General features: G+C 61.7%; 16 protein-coding genes and 1 other RNA gene. 10 read left to right on the top strand and 7 right to left on the bottom strand.

Annotated features, from left to right (window positions below):
• Positions 1–8 precede the first annotated feature (8 nt).
• Complete coding sequence (locus tag LQ215_RS05445; protein WP_058542287.1) at positions 9–563, bottom strand: YecA family protein; 555 nt, start codon at positions 561–563, stop codon at positions 9–11.
• Between the two features lie 129 nt (positions 564–692).
• Between LQ215_RS05445 and LQ215_RS05440 the strand changes: the two genes are divergently transcribed.
• From LQ215_RS05440 to LQ215_RS05425, 4 genes are all read left to right on the top strand, one after another.
• Positions 693–902: a TIGR02449 family protein gene (locus LQ215_RS05440; RefSeq protein ID WP_003177365.1), complete on the top strand. Its 210-nt coding sequence runs from the start codon at positions 693–695 to the stop codon at positions 900–902.
• Positions 899–1,216 carry a cell division protein ZapA gene (locus LQ215_RS05435; protein ID WP_003177364.1) on the top strand — a complete coding sequence of 106 codons (318 nt, stop codon included), beginning with the start codon at positions 899–901 and terminating at the stop codon, positions 1,214–1,216. Before LQ215_RS05440 ends, LQ215_RS05435 begins: the two co-directional genes overlap by 4 nt.
• A gap of 30 nt (positions 1,217–1,246) precedes the next feature.
• Positions 1,247–1,426: non-coding RNA, 6S RNA (gene ssrS, locus LQ215_RS05430), on the top strand.
• 114 nt (positions 1,427–1,540) lie between these two features.
• Positions 1,541–2,146, top strand: a complete 606-nt coding sequence (locus tag LQ215_RS05425) for a 5-formyltetrahydrofolate cyclo-ligase (protein ID WP_058542288.1) — start codon at positions 1,541–1,543, stop codon at positions 2,144–2,146.
• 35 nt (positions 2,147–2,181) lie between these two features.
• Here LQ215_RS05425 and LQ215_RS05420 read toward each other — a convergent pair whose 3' ends face one another.
• The gene (locus tag LQ215_RS05420; protein WP_230147726.1) at positions 2,182–2,328 is read right to left on the bottom strand and encodes a hypothetical protein; all 147 of its coding nucleotides are present in this window, start codon (positions 2,326–2,328) and stop codon (positions 2,182–2,184) included.
• 195 nt (positions 2,329–2,523) lie between these two features.
• On the opposite strand from LQ215_RS05420, the gene LQ215_RS05415 reads away from it, so the two are divergent.
• From LQ215_RS05415 to LQ215_RS05400, 4 genes are all read left to right on the top strand, one after another.
• Positions 2,524–2,973 (top strand): EVE domain-containing protein, encoded by a 450-nt coding sequence (locus LQ215_RS05415; protein WP_230147724.1) that lies wholly within the window; start codon positions 2,524–2,526, stop codon positions 2,971–2,973.
• Between the two features lie 81 nt (positions 2,974–3,054).
• Positions 3,055–4,020, top strand: a complete 966-nt coding sequence (locus tag LQ215_RS05410; RefSeq protein ID WP_230147722.1) for an HlyD family secretion protein — start codon at positions 3,055–3,057, stop codon at positions 4,018–4,020.
• Positions 4,017–6,740: a ribosome-associated ATPase/putative transporter RbbA gene (gene rbbA / locus LQ215_RS05405; RefSeq protein ID WP_230147720.1), complete on the top strand. Its 2,724-nt coding sequence runs from the start codon at positions 4,017–4,019 to the stop codon at positions 6,738–6,740. The genes LQ215_RS05410 and rbbA overlap by 4 nt, the downstream gene beginning before the upstream one ends.
• The gene (locus tag LQ215_RS05400; protein WP_230147718.1) at positions 6,740–7,858 is read left to right on the top strand and encodes an ABC transporter permease; all 1,119 of its coding nucleotides are present in this window, start codon (positions 6,740–6,742) and stop codon (positions 7,856–7,858) included. The genes rbbA and LQ215_RS05400 overlap by 1 nt, the downstream gene beginning before the upstream one ends.
• A gap of 66 nt (positions 7,859–7,924) precedes the next feature.
• Here LQ215_RS05400 and LQ215_RS05395 read toward each other — a convergent pair whose 3' ends face one another.
• On the bottom strand, positions 7,925–8,341 hold the full coding sequence (locus LQ215_RS05395; RefSeq protein ID WP_003206698.1) for a flagellar basal body-associated protein FliL: 417 nt from the start codon (positions 8,339–8,341) through the stop codon (positions 7,925–7,927).
• 150 nt (positions 8,342–8,491) lie between these two features.
• On the opposite strand from LQ215_RS05395, the gene LQ215_RS05390 reads away from it, so the two are divergent.
• Both LQ215_RS05390 and glpT read left to right on the top strand, forming a co-directional pair.
• Complete coding sequence (locus tag LQ215_RS05390; RefSeq protein ID WP_230147716.1) at positions 8,492–9,469, top strand: NADPH:quinone oxidoreductase family protein; 978 nt, start codon at positions 8,492–8,494, stop codon at positions 9,467–9,469.
• Between the two features lie 217 nt (positions 9,470–9,686).
• Positions 9,687–11,036 (top strand): glycerol-3-phosphate transporter, encoded by a 1,350-nt coding sequence (glpT, locus tag LQ215_RS05385; RefSeq protein WP_230147714.1) that lies wholly within the window; start codon positions 9,687–9,689, stop codon positions 11,034–11,036.
• Here the strand turns inward: glpT and LQ215_RS05380 are convergent.
• The 4 genes from LQ215_RS05380 to LQ215_RS05365 form a co-directional block, all read right to left on the bottom strand.
• A complete protein-coding gene (locus tag LQ215_RS05380; RefSeq protein WP_230147712.1) occupies positions 11,012–11,680 on the bottom strand; it encodes a gamma-glutamylcyclotransferase in 669 nt (222 codons plus the stop codon). The two genes, glpT and LQ215_RS05380, sit on opposite strands and share 25 nt — an antisense overlap.
• 341 nt (positions 11,681–12,021) lie before the next feature.
• A complete protein-coding gene (locus tag LQ215_RS05375; RefSeq protein WP_230147710.1) occupies positions 12,022–12,990 on the bottom strand; it encodes a CDP-6-deoxy-delta-3,4-glucoseen reductase in 969 nt (322 codons plus the stop codon).
• A complete protein-coding gene (gene ubiD / locus LQ215_RS05370; protein ID WP_230147708.1) occupies positions 12,990–14,456 on the bottom strand; it encodes a 4-hydroxy-3-polyprenylbenzoate decarboxylase in 1,467 nt (488 codons plus the stop codon). The genes LQ215_RS05375 and ubiD overlap by 1 nt, the downstream gene beginning before the upstream one ends.
• Before the next feature lie 78 nt (positions 14,457–14,534).
• A complete protein-coding gene (locus LQ215_RS05365) occupies positions 14,535–16,490 on the bottom strand; it encodes an acyltransferase family protein (protein ID WP_230147706.1) in 1,956 nt (651 codons plus the stop codon).
• Positions 16,491–16,499 lie beyond the last annotated feature (9 nt).

Raw genomic sequence — 16,499 nt, 5'->3', positions numbered from 1 at the left:
TCTAAAAATTAATGCAAGGATGGCTTGGGGGCCGCTGCATCGGTTTTCTTGGTCTCGGTGAACAGCAGCAATGGCGCGACCCGCAGGTACTCCATCACTTCCATGTAGTCGCTTTCGCCGTCATCGGATTCTTCCAGGGCATCCTGGACCTGGGAGATCGCGGCCAAGTCCTGCAGCACTTCCTTGGCCTCTTCGCTCAAGGCGTATTCGCGGCGGGTCAGGCCGAAGCCGGCGAGGAAGCCCTGGCACCATTGGCCCAGCGCAGCGGCGCGCTCGGCCAAGGGGGCGTCGTCAGTGGGCAGCAGCAGGACGACGGTCATGTCGTCGCTGGTCAGCTCGCCCTTGACCATTTCCTGCAGGCCGATAAGCGCATTGCGGACGTTGTCCGCCGGCTCGCCTTCCAGCAGTTCGGCGGCGTCGGCCAACCAGCCGTCGGCCTCGAAACCGGCGCCGGCGCAGCTGCGACCGAGCAGAAGGCCATGCAGTTCGGCAGGCGAGACAGGATGACCGCTGGTGCTCAGCAGGGTGGCGAATGCTTGATACGGGGAATTCTGAATGGGCATGGGCAGCTAGGCGCCAGACGGCGCTATGTCTAGAATGGAGGCCTTGTATCCTACATCGACAGACTCGCCAAGACTATCAGAGGCTGTGCGACCCATACCCTCCATCAGACACAATCTTCAGTGGACACAATGGAAGACACCGACCTGCAAGCGCTGATGGCCAGACTCGAACTGCTAATTGACCGGGTCGAGCAACTTAAGAGCCAAAACGGACTCCTATTAGCTCAGGAAAAAACCTGGCGCGAGGAACGCGCGCACCTCATTGAAAAAAACGAAATCGCCCGGCGTAAGGTCGAATCGATGATTTCGCGCCTCAAGGCCCTGGAGCAAGACTCATGAGTTCAAGCAATAGCGTTACCGTGCAGATCCTCGACAAAGAATATTCGATCATCTGCCCCCAGGAAGAGCGTAGCAACCTGGTGAGCGCCGCCCGTTACCTGGATGGCAAGATGCGCGAGATCCGCAGCAGCGGCAAAGTCATCGGCGCCGACCGCATCGCCGTGATGGCCGCCTTGAACATCACCCACGACCTGCTGCATCGCCAGGATACGCCTGACCTGCAGGTCAGCGGCTCGACCCGTGAACAGGTGCGCGACCTGCTCGATCGGGTGGATTTGGTGCTCGCCACCGATCCAGACGTCAGCAAGGGCTGATTCGCGAGGCTGCCTGGGGTATACTCGCTTCACTCCCTGGGGTGCTTGCCAGTTGGTGATGTCCCTGAGCCGATACGCACAACCACGGGGGTTGCACGTTGGGGCCGGTGTGCATGTCCGCTTGACGGAAAGCCTTAACGCCCCCTGCAACTTCCACCTTGAACTTTCGGGTTCAAGGGCTAAGCCGACAGCGGTTCATCCGGGGAGCCTGATTCCAGACAATGCCAGTCCATGCGGACTGGCATTGTCGTTTCTGGCGCCGGCATTTCTGAGCAGCCCGTTTTGCGGTTACGCTGTGGCATCGCCATTGCGTGAAGCATTGATATGACCGAACCTGCGCTGCTGCCCCGCCCGCAACTTCGACGCCTGCTGCGCCAGGCCCGTCGCGCCCTGACGCCCGCCCAGCAACGGCAAGCCGCCCGCGGGCTGTACAAGCAACTGGCCCAGCATCCGCTGTTTCGCCGTGCGCGGCACATCGCCCTGTACCTGCCCAACGACGGCGAGATCGACCCGCGCCTGCTGCTGCGCGCAGCCCAACGCCGAGGCAAGGCCACTTACCTGCCGGTACTCAGCCCATGGCCGCAGACCAAGATGGTGTTCCAGCGCATCCACCCCGGCGAAAAAATGCAGCCCAACCGGTTTCGTATTCCTGAGCCACGCAAGAACATCGCCCGGCAGCGCAAGGTCTGGACGCTGGACCTGGTGTTGTTGCCACTGGTGGGGTTTGACGATGCGGGTGGGCGGCTGGGCATGGGCGGCGGCTTTTATGACCGCAGCCTGGCATATCTGGCACGGCGCAAGCAGTGGCGCAAGCCGACGCTACTGGGGCTGGCCCATGAATGCCAGAAAGTCGAACGCTTGGCGCAGGCAAGCTGGGACGTGCCGCTGCAGGGAACGGTCAGCGACAGGCATTGGTATATCGCGGGGTAGACGCCGCGGTCATCAGCGGCGCCAGGAAAGCAGGTTCAGCGTTTGAGCGATGGTGCGGGTTGGGTGATTTCCACCGGCGCATCGGTCTTGTTGGCCCACAGGCTTTGGGCGTAACCCGTGGTCACGACACCCAGACCGAACAGAATGACTAAGATCCACAACAAATCCGGTTTGCGTTTCATCGATTGCCCCCCTCAAGGCATATCACACACGATGACAGCAGCGGTTTTCTTATTGGCCGTGCAGCAGCGTCAAGCTTGGAAGGCCGGCATTTTGCGGCAACCGGCCCCGACACGCAAACGCTGGCGTCAACCGACTGTCGGTTTGTCATAAAATCGCTGAACTATTTTTTTCAACACCGCCAAGGAGTAGCAATCATGGCCTATTGGCTGATGAAATCCGAGCCCGACGAATTATCCATCCAAGGTTTGGAAAAGCTCGGCCAGGCACGCTGGGACGGGGTTCGCAACTACCAGGCGCGTAACTTCCTGCGAACCATGGCGGTGGGCGACGCGTTCTTTTTCTACCACTCCAGTTGCCCCGAGCCAGGCATTGCCGGGATCGGCCGGATCGTCCGCGCGGCCTACCCCGACCCGACAGCGCTGGAACCCGACAGCCATTACTTCGACCCCAAGGCCGGCCCGGACAAAAACCCCTGGACCGCGATCGACGTGGCCCACGTCGAAACGTTTACCCACGTGCTGAAGCTCGACTACCTCAAGCAACAGACCGCCCTGGCTGAGATGCCCCTGGTGCAGAAAGGCTCGCGACTGTCGGTGATGCCCGTCACCGCCGAACAATGGGCCGCAGTGATTGCCCTGCGCTGATCGCCGATGAGTTGATGGATATCAAGCTGGATCGGTCGCTGATCCCGCAGACTTCGATGCTATAGCCGCAGGATGCTGGATATGTCGACGAACCATCGTACCTCTCGTTTTTTTGCCCTCGCCTTGATGACTGTGTTGCTGGCCGCTGGCGGTTTCGGCTATTGGAAGTCACGTCACGATCGCCTGCCGGAAGGCTTGAGCATGGGCAATGGCCGCCTGGAGGCCACCGAGGTGCAGATTGCCAGCAAGACACCCGGGCGCCTGGCCGAAGTGCATGTCGACGAAGGCGACAACGTCATCAAGGGCCAAGTGCTGGCGCGCATGGACACCCGCACCCTGGAGGCCCAGCGCAACCAGGCCGAGGCCGAAGTGGTGCGTGCCCGGCAGAACCTCGCCGCCGCCGAGGCCAACGTGCAGTTGCGCCAGAGCGAACAATTGCTCGCTCACCAGGAACTCAAGCGCAGCCAGGAACTGTTCAAGCGCGGTTACGCCAGCGCCCAGGTCATCGACCAGCAGCAAGCCCGCGTCGACACCGCCAACGCTGCGGTCAACGCTGCCCGGGCCCAGGTCTCGGCGGCGACGGCCGCCATCGGCGCGACCCAGGCACAAGTGGCGCAACTCACCAGCGAAATTGACGACAGCACGTTGCGGGCACCCCTTGACGGCGTGATCCAATTGCGCCTGGCCGAGCCGGGAGAAGTGCTGGGCGCCGGCGGCCGGGTGCTGCTGATGATCGATCCGAACGACCAATACATGAACCTCTACCTGCCGGCCTCGGTGGCCGGGAAACTGGCGGTGGGCAATGAAGCGCGCCTGCTGCTCGACGCCCTGCCCGAGCGGCCGCTGCCGGCCAAGGTCAGCTTCGTCGCCGCCAAATCCCAGTTCACACCCAAAGAAGTCGAGACCCGTGATGAACGCCAGAAACTGGTGTTCCGCGTCAAAGTACGCCTGACCCAACCCGGCGAAGTGCCCCAGGCCAAACCTGGCATGCCCGGCGCCGGCTATGTACGCACCGCCCCCATCGACTGGCCGGCCAACCTGCAATGAGCACCGCCCTCGGCGAGGCATTGCACGCCTCGGGCATCGAGCATCGCTACGGCCAGCAGGTGGCGTTGAGCGATATCGACTTCAGCCTGCCCGTCGGCACTCGCTGCGGCCTGATCGGCCCGGACGGCGCCGGCAAGTCGAGCCTGCTGGGGCTGATTGCCGGCGTGAAGAAACTCCAGCACGGCCAACTGGACGTGCTCGGCGCCTCGATCGACGACCGACGCCATCGCAACACCCTCTACCGACGCATTGCCTTCATGCCCCAAGGGCTGGGGGGCAACCTCTACCCGGACCTGTCGATACGCGAGAACATCCGGTTCTTCGGCACGTTGTTCGGGTTATCGCGGGCAGACTGCGAACAACGCATGGGTACTCTGCTGCTGGCCACCGATCTGCAGCGGTTTGCCGATCGCCCGGCAGGCAAACTGTCCGGCGGCATGAAACAGAAGCTGGGCCTGTGTTGCGCACTGATCCATGAACCGGACCTGCTGATTCTCGACGAACCCACCACCGGCGTGGACCCGCTGTCCCGACGACGCTTCTGGGAGCTGATAGAAGACGTGCGTCGACAACGCCCGCAACTGACCCTGCTGGTCGCCACCGCGTACATGGAAGAGGCCGAACAATTCGAGCATTGCCTGATGCTCGACAACGGTCGCCTGATCGCCAAGGGCTTGAGTGCGGAGCTGGCCAAGGTCACCCCGGACGGCAAGCTCGACTCGGCCTTCACCCATTTCCAGGGCGACAGCGGTCGCGACGCCGAACCGCTGGTGATCCCCCCCAGGAGCGCCAGCACCGCCGACATTGCCATCGAAGCCCACGACCTCACCTTGCGCTTCGGTGATTTCACCGCCGTCGACAACGTCAGCTTCGCGATTGGTCGCGGCGAGATCTTCGGGTTCCTGGGTTCCAACGGTTGCGGCAAGACCACCACCATGAAGGTGCTGACCGGACTGATCCCCGCCAGCGAAGGCAGCGCCCGGCTGCTGGGCAACCCGGTCAACGCCAAGGACCTCGCTACCCGCAAGCGGGTGGGTTTCATGTCCCAGAGCTTTTCGCTGTACGGCGAACTGAGCGTGCGCCAGAACCTGGAACTGCACGCCAAACTCTTCGACCTGCCCACGACGGACAGTCGCCAGCGCATCGACGAACTGATCCAGCGCTTCAATCTCCAGGCCCTGGCCGACCAGCCTTCCGGCGCGCTGCCGTTGGGCCTGCGTCAGCGTTTGTCCCTGGCCGTGGCGGTGTTGCATCGCCCGGAAGTGCTGATCCTCGATGAGCCGACGTCAGGTGTCGACCCGGCTGCGCGGGATGACTTCTGGCGGCTGTTGATCGAGTTGTCTCGCGAACAGGGCGTGACGATTTTCCTTTCCACGCACTTCATGAACGAGGCCCAGCGCTGCGATCGCATTTCGCTGATGCACGCCGGCAAGGTCCTGGCCTGCGATACGCCGGCGGCCTTGCAGGCGCAGTTCAATGGCCAGACGCTGGAAGCTGCGTTCGTCACCTGCCTGGAAAAGGCCCAGGGCCAGACGCAGCAAGACGCCGCTCCCGTGACCCTCGACAGTGCCGACGCCCCCCGGGATCGGCGCGGCCTGAGCCTCGGTCGCCTGTGGGCCGTTGCCAGCAGGGAAGGCAAGGAGTTGCTGCGCGACAAAGTACGGATGGCTTTCGCCCTGCTGGGCGCCTTGTTCATGATGGTGGTCTTCGGCTTCGGTATTTCCCTGGATGTGGAGAAACTGGCCTTCGCCGTGTATGACCAGGATCAGAGCCCGCAAAGCCGTGCCTACCTGGAAGCGTTCCGCAGCTCGCGCTACTTCGAGGAGCAGCCGATCATTCTCGACGCGAAAGAGCTGCATCGCCGTTTGCAGCGCTCGGAGATCAAGCTGGCCCTGGAAATACCCCCCGGTTTCGGGCGTGACCTGTATGCCGGCCGCCAACCGACAGTGGGCGCCTGGCTGGACGGCGGCATACCGTTCCGGGCCGAGACCAGTCGCAACTACGTCCAGGCCGTGCACCAGGCCAACCTTGAGCAATTGGCTGAACTCAGTAGCCGCGCGCCGAACCGGCAACCCGGCGCGACGCTGGAGACGCGCTTTCGTTATAACCAGGACGTGGTCAGCGTCAACGCCATCGGCCCGGGGGTCATGGCGCTGATCCTGGCGTTCATTCCGGCCATGCTGACGGCGCTGGGCATCGTGCGGGAGAAGGAACTAGGCTCGATCACCAATTTCTACGCCACGCCGCTGACTCGCCTGGAGTTCCTGCTGGGCAAACAAGTGCCCTACCTGGCGGTCAGCCTGATCAACCTGGCCCTGCTGACAGCGATGAACCGTTGGCTGTTCGGCGTGCCGTTCAAGGGCAGCGGCCTGACGCTGGCGGTGGGCGGCCTGCTCTATGTACTGGCAACCACCAGCATGGGGCTGCTGATCTCAGCGTTCACCCGCACCCAGATCGCGGCGATCCTCGGCACCATGATCATCACCAGCCTGCCGACCATCCAGTTCTCGGGGCTGATCGTGCCGCGCTCGTCCCTGGACGGTGCGGCCGCGGTGATGGGCCAGTTGTTTCCCGCCGGTTACTTCCTGGATATCGCCGTCGGCACCTTCACCAAGGCCCTGGATCTGCGCCAGCTATGGCCGCAATGCCTGGCGCTGGGCGGGTTTTTCCTGGCCTTCACCGGGCTCAGCCTGATCATGCTGAAAAAGCAGGAGGCCTGATGCACACGCTTTCACATATCTGGCGTCTGGGGCTCAAGGAACTGACCAGCCTGAGGTACGACTCCGTTCTGCTGCTGTTTTTGGGCTACGCCTTCACGGTGGCGATCTACATGCCGGCCGCCGGTTCGGTAATCGGCGTCCACAACGCCAGTGTCGCCATAGTGGACGAAGACCAGAGCCATCTCTCGCGCCAATTGGCCCAGGTCCTGCAACCGCCGGAGTTCCAGAACCCGGTGGCCTTGCCCTATGCCGAACTGGACAAGGTCATGGACAGTGGCCGCTACACCTTTGTCATCAACGTGCCCGCCAACTTCCAGGCCGATCTGCTCGCAGGACGTGAACCGACGCTGCAACTCAACGTCGATGCCACGGCCATGAGCCAGGCGTTCATGGGCGCCGGCTACATCGGACGGATTTTCCAACAGGAACTGACGACCTACGCCGGCCAGGCACAAACGAGCGAAGCAACGCCCGTGAGGCTGACCACGCGTTCGCTGTTCAATACCAACCTGGAAGGTGGCTGGTTCCTGGCGGTGATCCAGATCGTCAACAACATCACGATCCTGGCGATCATCCTGACGGGGACCGCGCTGTTGCGCGAGCGTGAGCACGGCACCCTCGACCACTTGCTGGTGCTGCCGCTGACGGCAGTGGAAATCATGCTGGCGAAAATCTGGAGCAACCTGCTGGTGGTGGTGCTGTGCACCTGGGCGTCGCTGGAAATCATCGTCAAGTTCGCCCTGGGGGTTCCACTCGCCGGCTCCATGGTGCTCTTCCTGTTGGTGACAGCACTCTACCTGTTCGCCAGCACCTCACTGGGCATCTTCCTCGCCACCCTCGCCCGTTCGACGCCGCAATTCGGTTTGCTGGCGATCCCGGTCATCATCCCGATGCTGCTGTTGTCGGGCGGCAGTACACCGCTGGACAGCATGCCGCAATGGTTGCAATGGGTGATGCAGGGCTCGCCCTCGACGCATTTCGTCAGCCTCAGCGCGGCGATCCTGTTCCGCGATGCCGGCCCCAGCGTGATCTGGACGGACCTGCTGGCGTTGGCGGCCATCGGACTATTGTTCTTTGCCATCGCCCTGGCCCGGTTTCGGAAAAGCCTGGCGTCTTGACGAAAAAAAGCAGCCTTGGGCAGCGCCAAAAGCCCAGGCACTGCCAAAGGCTGCGATCGAGCCGGTTTACTGAATGATCAGGTTGTTGAACAACAGGTCATCGACCATCGGCTTGCCGGTTTCGTCGTTCATCACCTGTTGGGTCTGCTTCAACGCTTCCTGGCGCAGTTTTTCCTTGGCTTCCAGGTTGTTCATGGCCTCGGTGGTCTGCTGGGCGAACAGCGCCACCAACTGGTTGCGAATCAACGGCTCATTGGCCTTGACCGCCGCGGCTGCAGCATCCCCCGTCACGCGCAGGGCCACATCGGCCTTGTAGACCCTCAGCTTCGCCGAACCGTCGAGCCCATAGTTGCCGACAAAGGGTGGGCTGAGGGTGATGTAGCTGACCTTCGGCGCCTCACCTTCCTTTGCTTCCTTGCCCTCTTCGGCCATCGCTGCCACAGGCAACGACAGGGCCAGCATCAACATGATCCACGCTTTCACAATTGATTCCTCATCCGGTTTGCGGCCCAGCATACCGCCCCGCCGTTCAAGCACAAGCTTATGGCCGGCTATCAGGGCAGGGCATGCTCGTTGACCCGTTGTCTCTCACACCTACACTTATCGGCCATCACTCCCAAAGGAATAGCCCTGATGAAAGCCGTGCTGTGCAAAGAATTCGGTCCCGCCGAATCGCTGGTGCTGGAAGACGTCGCCAGCCCCGTCGCCAAGAAGAACGAAGTGCTGCTGGACGTGCATGCCGCCGGGGTGAACTTCCCTGACACGCTGATCATCGAGGGCAAATACCAATTCAAGCCACCCTTCCCCTTCTCACCCGGTGGCGAAGCGGCGGGCGTCGTCAGCGAAGTGGGAGAGAAAGTCAGCCACTTGAAGGTCGGCGACCGGGTCATGGCGTTGACCGGCTGGGGCAGCTTTGCCGAACAAGTGGCGGTACCTGGCTACAACGTGTTGCCGGTCCCCGCATCCATGGACTTCAACACTGCCGCCGCCTTCAGCATGACGTATGGCACCTCGATGCACGCCCTCAAGCAACGGGCCAACCTGCAACCCGGCGAAACCCTGCTGGTGCTCGGCGCATCCGGTGGTGTCGGCCTGGCGGCAGTGGAGATCGGCAAAGCCATGGGCGCCCGGGTGATCGCCGCCGCCAGCAGCGCAGAGAAACTCGCCGTGGCCAAGGCGGCCGGCGCCGACGAATTGATCAACTACAGCGAAACCAGTCTCAAGGATGAAATCAAGCGCCTCACCGACGGCCAGGGCGCCGACGTGATCTACGACCCGGTGGGTGGTGACCTGTTCGACCAGGCCATCCGCGCCATCGCCTGGAACGGCCGGTTGCTGGTGGTGGGCTTTGCCAGCGGACGCATCCCCGAATTGCCGGTGAACCTCGCCCTGCTCAAGGGCGCCGCCGTGGTGGGCGTGTTCTGGGGCTCCTTCGCCCAACGCCAGCCCCAGGACAACGCCGCCAACTTCCAGCAATTGTTTGGCTGGTTCGCCGAGGGCAAGCTCAAGCCGCTGGTGTCGCAGGTTTACCCGCTGAGCAATGCGGCACAAGCCATCAATGATCTTGGCCAACGCAAGGCGGTCGGAAAAGTGGTGATTCAGGTTCGCTGATTGCGTACCAGTCCTGTTTCTATACCGGGCCGTAACCCTGCGACCCGGTTTCGCCATTCCCATACCGCCCTTCATTTATACCTGAGCGACATGTTCACAAAAGAACACAATATCTCCAACATTCGCGCTTTTTTGTTGCTGCGAACCGATGCTATTTTCGGTAACGAAACTGTAACATTCGCATCCGCGGTCAAAATAAAAAAAATGGAGCTCTTGAATGTTTGCTTTCTTTCGCCCTGCTGCCCATCAGGCTCCATTGCCTGAAGAAAAAATAGACAGCACCTATCGACGCCTTCGCTGGCAGATCTTCGCCGGGATTTTCATTGGGTATGCGGGTTACTACCTGCTGCGCAAGAACTTCACCCTGGCGTTTCCGGACCTGATCGCCCAAGGCTATACAAAAGGCCAACTGGGGGTGGCAGTGTCGGCGATCGCGATCGCCTACGGCCTTTCCAAGTTTTTGATGGGCATCGTGTCCGACCGCTCCAATCCGCGTTATTTCCTGCCCTTTGGCCTGATCGTGTCCGCCGCTGTCATGTTTGTCTTCGGTTTCGCACCGTGGGCAACCTCCAGCGTGACCATGATGTTCATCCTGTTGTTCATCAACGGCTGGGCCCAAGGCATGGGTTGGCCACCTAGCGGGCGCACCATGGTGCATTGGTGGTCGCAGAAAGAACGCGGTCGTGTGGTTTCGGTCTGGAACACCGCCCACAACGTCGGCGGCGGCCTGATCGGGCCACTGGCAATACTCGGCATGGGCTGGTTCAACGACTGGCACAGCAAGTTCTACGTACCGGCAGCGGTGGCGCTGCTGGTCGCTGTATTTGCCTTCATTGTCATGCGCGACACGCCGCAATCGACCGGCTTGCCCCCCATCGAGAAGTACAAGAACGATTACCCGGAAGGCTACGATGCCAGCCACGAAGAAGAATTCAGTGCCAAGGACATCTTCGTCAAATACGTGCTGCGCAACAAAATGCTCTGGTTCATCGCGCTGGCCAATGTCTTCGTCTACTTGTTGCGCTACGGCATCCTGGATTGGGCGCCGACCTACCTTAAAGAGGTCAAGCACTTCAACTTCGACAAGACGTCCTGGGCTTACTTCCTGTACGAGTGGGCCGGCATTCCCGGCACGCTGCTGTGCGGGTGGATGTCGGACAAGATCTTCCGGGGCAACCGTGGCCTGACGGGCATGGTGTTCATGGCATTGGTGACGGTTGCGACGATCGTTTACTGGCTGAATCCGCCGGGCAACCCGATGGTCGACATGATCTCGCTATTCGCGATCGGCTTTCTGATCTATGGTCCGGTGATGCTGGTGGGTCTGCAGGCGCTGGAACTGGTGCCCAAGAAAGCGGCGGGCACGGCTGCCGGCTTTACCGGTCTGTTTGGTTATCTCGGTGGTTCGGTCGCGGCCAGTGCCATGATGGGCTACACGGTGGACTATTTCGGCTGGGATGGCGGTTTCATCCTACTGGTTGTCGCTTGCCTGCTGGCGATGGCCTTCCTCGCGCCAACCCTGTGGCACAAGCAGATCGCCAGTCAGAGCCGCGAAGCGGTCGCCTGATCCAGCGCTGATTTGCAGCGTTTGAGCCGCGCCTCCAGATTCCGGTCTGGCATGGCGTGGCTGCGCAGGGCGTGGATGGTCTGCTCGACGTAATCGCGAGTGGTCCCGTAACGCCCACAGGCGCTTTCAAACACCTGGCTCAGCACATGGTCCGGCAGGTTGCCGGCATAGCTGGGCAGGTGCCGCTCCAGGACAAACCCCAAGGCTTGCACCCGGCTGCCATCCTCGAGACGGCAACTGAGCCAGTGCGGGCGATAGGACGGGACCGGCATCTCGCGCTGCCACAGGGCAAACAGCGAGTCTTCGAGATTCTCCTCCGGCAATCGGTAGGCGAAACCGCTGCACGAGCCGCCGCGATCCAGACCGAACACCAGCCCGGGCAACTCCGGTGTACCGCGGTGCTCGTGGGACCACAGGTACAAACCGCGATGATAACCATGGACCCGACCGCGCATCCGCTCCACCGCCGTGCATTCGGGCCGCCAGATCAATGAACCGTACGCAAAGAGCCAGACCGGACCGCCTTGGTGGAGGCTCATGGTCAATTGCATCGAGGCGAGCAGTTGCTCACGGGTCAGTTGCGGCCCCAGCTCCAGTCGTGGTGGATACAGGGCACAAGGAATGGCGGATTCGATAGCGGTCATGGCCGGTAGCGTTTGGCTCCTCGCGGGTCGGAAGGTGAAGGGACGCCCGTCATGCAGTTGACGTTTATCGGGATCAAGGCAAGTTAAATGCCATCCTGCACTCTATATACGTTATCGGTATCTAGCCTAGAGACTAAATATCGAAACGAAATATATGAAGTTATATCAATGGGTGGACATGCGCGCGGTTGTGGCGAGGGAGCTTGCTCCCGCTCGGTTGCGCAGCGACCGCAAGATGTTGGGGCCGCTGCGCAGCCCAGCGGGAGCAAGCTCCCTCGCCACAACAGCGCACGAGACCAGACCACTAAAGCGCATGATTCAAGACTTGGGCTCAATCGCTATCAAGCCCGCGGCGCATACGCAAACACGTCGGCGCGCATTTGGTGGGCGTCCATTCCGGCTTCCACCAGCGCATCGAGCGTGGCGTAGATCATGGCCGGCGAGCCGCTGGCATAGACATGCACGCCGCAAAGATCCTGGATGTCCTCGCACACCGCTTCATGGAGCATGCCGCAGCGCCCTTCCCAGCCGCACACGTCGCTGACGACTTTGTGCAGGAACAGGTTCGGCAGTTTTTTCCATTCGTCCCAATGCTCGATTTCATAGAAATCTTCCGGCCGCCGCACGCCCCAATACAGGTGCACCGGGTGCTTGAAACCCGCCGCCCGGCAATGTTCGATCAGGCTGTGCATCTGCGCCATGCCGGTTCCGGCGGCGATCAAAACCAGCGGTCCGTCCGGCAGTTCGGACAAATGCGTGTCGCCAAAAGGCATCTCGATACGCACGCTGGGGTTGCGTCGCAGTTGCTCCAGCAGGGATTGTGCACTGCTTTCGCGCACCAATACGTGCAATTGCAGCTCGCGCCCCGAATGCGGCGCCGAGGCCAGGGAGAAGGCCGATTTTTCGCCGTTCTCCCGCTCGATCATCAGGTACTGCCCGGCGTGATAGCGCGGCGGCTTGCCGGCCGGCGCACGCAGGCGCACTCGCCAGACATCGCCCCCCACGTCGGCGCACTCGACCACCTGGCACGCCAGGTTGCGTACCGGCAGCTCACCCGGCGACAGCACGCCATCCCACAACACCACGCAGTCCTCCAGCGGCTCGGCGATGCAGGTGAAGATCTCACCGTGATCGCGCACCTCGCCCGCCTGTTGCACACGGCCCTCCACCAGCAACGCGCCACAGACATGGCAGTTGCCGTTGCGGCAGCTTTGCGGGCATTCATAGCCCAGGCGCCGCGCGCCATCGAGAATCCGCTCGGCGGGCCGAATCTCCAGCACCGCGCCGGAAGGCTGCAAGGTTACACGCATCAATCTATTCCTAACTGATTCCAGATGGCATCGATCCGTTGGGTAACGGCTTCATCCTTGACGATAACCCGGCCCCACTCACGGGTGGTTTCACCGGGCCATTTATGCGTGGCATCGAGCCCCATCTTCGACCCCAGGCCGGACACCGGCGAGGCGAAGTCGAGGTAGTCGATCGGCGTATTCTCGATCATCACCGTGTCGCGCTTGGGGTCCATGCGCGTGGTGATGGCCCAGATCACGTCGTTCCAGTCCCGTGCGTTGATATCGTCATCAGTGACGATAACGAACTTGGTGTACATGAACTGTCGCAAAAACGACCAGACCCCGAGCATCACCCGCTTGGCGTGCCCCGGATACGACTTCTTCATGGTCACCACGGCCATGCGATACGAACAGCCTTCCGGTGGCAAATAGAAATCGGTGATTTCCGGAAACTGCTTCTGCAGGATCGGCACGAACACTTCGTTCAGCGCTACACCCAGAATAGCCGGCTCATCGGGCGGCCGACCGGTGTAGGTGCTGTGGTAAATCGGCTTGATCCGATGGGTGATGCGCTCGACGGTGAACACCGGGAAGCTGTCGACTTCGTTGTAGTAGCCGGTGTGGTCGCCGTACGGACCTTCATCGGCCATTTCGCCAGGATGGATCACCCCTTCGAGGATGATCTCGGCGGTGGCCGGCACTTGCAGGTCGTTGCCGCGGCATTTCACCAGCTCGGTACGGTTGCCGCGCAACAGGCCGGCGAACGCATATTCGGAGAGGCTGTCGGGCACCGGCGTGACAGCGCCAAGGATGGTCGCCGGGTCCGCGCCCAGCGCCACCGACACCGGGAAGGGCTGGCCGGGGTGTTTTTCACACCACTCACGATAATCCAGTGCACCGCCGCGATGGCTCAGCCAGCGCATGATGACCTTGTTGCGGCCAATCACCTGCTGACGATAGATGCCCAGGTTCTGGCGATCCTTGTTCGGGCCCTTGGTAACGGTCAGGCCCCAGGTGATCAGCGGCCCCACGTCGCCCGGCCAGCAGGTCTGCACCGGGAGCATGCCCAGGTCGACATCGTCGCCCTCGATCACCACTTCCTGACAGATCGCGTCCTTGACGACTTTCGGCGCCATGGAAATGATCTTGCGGAAAATCGGCAGCTTCGACCAAGCGTCCTTCAGGCCCTTGGGCGGCTCGGGCTCCTTGAGGAACGCCAGCAGCTTGCCGATCTCGCGCAGTTCGCTGACGGCTTCGGCGCCCATGCCCAGGGCCACGCGCTCCGGCGTGCCGAACAGGTTGCCCAGTACCGGAATGTCGTAGCCGGTAGGATTCTCGAACAGCAGCGCTGGGCCCTTGGCCCGCAGCGTGCGGTCGCAGACTTCTGTCATCTCCAGCACTGGAGAGATAGGAACCTGGATGCGTTTCAACTCGCCGCGCTGCTCAAGCTGCTGCACGAAATCCCGAAGATCCTTGAATTTCATTGAGATGCCACCCCGAAAATAGGCGTACATCCTACCTGCTCTAACGCCCAAACAGCAGCCCGCGCGTGCGCGGCACGATCAATTTTCGGCTGTACCCAACAGCACCGGGGCAAACAATGGGGCCAGTCGGGCACTGCCGATGTCAGACAGATGATCCTCGTCCTTGTACTGCGAATGCCCCCTGAACTCGATATCGCAGAGTTGACCCGCACACATCAGCGGGGTCGGATCGATGACGTGTACACCGGGGTCGACGGCGCTCATCGAGTCGAACAAGGCACTCAGGAAATGCTGGCGGGCCAAGTGTTCCTCGAGTGGACGACTCAATCCTTCGGCCGAACGCCCGACCCGGGCCAGGCTGGTCAAGCGACTGATAGCGCCCTCGCGCTGCAGCGGCACTTCCTTGAACAACCAGACCTGGGCCCCCGCCGCCCTGATCGCCGCCACCTGCGCCTGGAGCGCTGCGGCCATACGTGCCTCAGCTGCGTCGGTACTGTCGCGGGGGTCGAGCAATAGCTTCCTGTCGCCGTCCTCGCGCCCATAGATGTAAAGGCTCCAGTTGGATGCCAGCACCACGTCCTTGATTTGCAGGCGACGCACCTGTTCCATGGTCCGTTCGTTAAAGTCCTTGCAGCGCTGCCGCGGGCCATCGCCCAGGATCGGTGGACAGCCGCTCATACTGTAGAGCCATACCGGGCGCCCCTCGCGGTCGGCATTGGTTTGAATGGCCGGCAACAGTGCGGCGGCGTGACTGTCGCCCCAAACCAGTTGAGTCGCCGGCCCGTCTTTATTTCTGCCAATCAGACAGGCCTTGTCCAGGTTCCTGTCCGAGTTCACCAACATGCAGTTCATCTGCCCGGCCCGCCATTCCTGCGCCTGGACAAGTTCCAGCGCCTTGCCCGTGAAGCGTTGGGGAAAACCATCGGCCGAGCGCACCACCGCCCCCGTCACCGCCAGGACGGCCATGGCCAGCAAACCGGCGACCAGTACCGGCCTGCGTGCGCGCAGCACGCGCTTTTCGCGAAACGCAAGCTCGACGAAGCGCCAGCTCAACCAGGCCAGGCCCAGCGCCAGCAGAATCCAGCCCGCGGCTTCCCAGGCCTGGATACCGTCGATGGAGATGGCATTGGCATAGACGTAGATCGGCCAATGCCACAGGTAAAAGGAATAGGACAGCAAGCCAATCCAGACAAGTCCCCTGGTACTGAGCGCTTGAGCCACCCAGGTCGAACCCTGGGCGCCAGACCAGATCAGCGCAGTAGTGCCCAGCACCGGCAGCAAGGCGGCCCAACCCGGAAAGCGCGTGGTCTCGTCGAAGGTGAAAACCGCTATTAGGACCGCAGCCAGCCCGGCCACGCCAGCGAGTTGATAGCGCCACGGCCTCACGACCTGTTTCGACGCAGGTAACACCGCGAGCATTGCACCGCACAACAACTCCCAGGCCCGCGTCGGCAGCGAAAAGAAAACGAAGTCAGGCTTGCGGTCGATGTAGGCGACATTCAGTCCGAAAGAAACCAACAGCACGGCAAACAGCACCCAGCGCCAATGCCGTACATGGCGCATCAACAACACCATCAGCAGCGGAAAGAAGATGTAGTACTGCTCTTCGACAGCCAGGGACCAGGTGTGGAGCAAGGGCTTGAGATCAGAGGCGGGCTCGAAGTAACCGTCCTGACGCATGAACAAGATGTTTGATATGAACAGCGCCTGATAACGAACCGCCCTGCCCAGCTCGGAAAAGTCCTTGGCCGTCAACAGCAACCAGCCCAAGGCCAGCGTTGCCACCAGCACCACGCTCAAGGCCGGAAGGATGCGCCGCGCACGTCGCGCCCAGAAATCGACGAAGCTGAAACGCTGCGCATTGATCTCGCGAAACAGGATACCGGTTATCAAAAAACCGGAAATGACAAAGAAAACGTCAACACCGACAAAGCCACCGCTGAACGTGCTGAAGCCGAAGTGAAACAGCACCACAGGAATAACGGCCAGAGCCCTCAAGCCGTCGATGTCACGGCGGTTGCCGAATGTGTGCATAACGATCCT

Source organism: Pseudomonas brassicacearum (assembly GCF_918698105.1).
Lineage (GTDB): Bacteria > Pseudomonadota > Gammaproteobacteria > Pseudomonadales > Pseudomonadaceae > Aquipseudomonas > Aquipseudomonas brassicacearum_F.
Note: the sequence above shows the minus strand (reverse complement) of the source record. Positions and strands in the feature narration are given on the sequence as shown.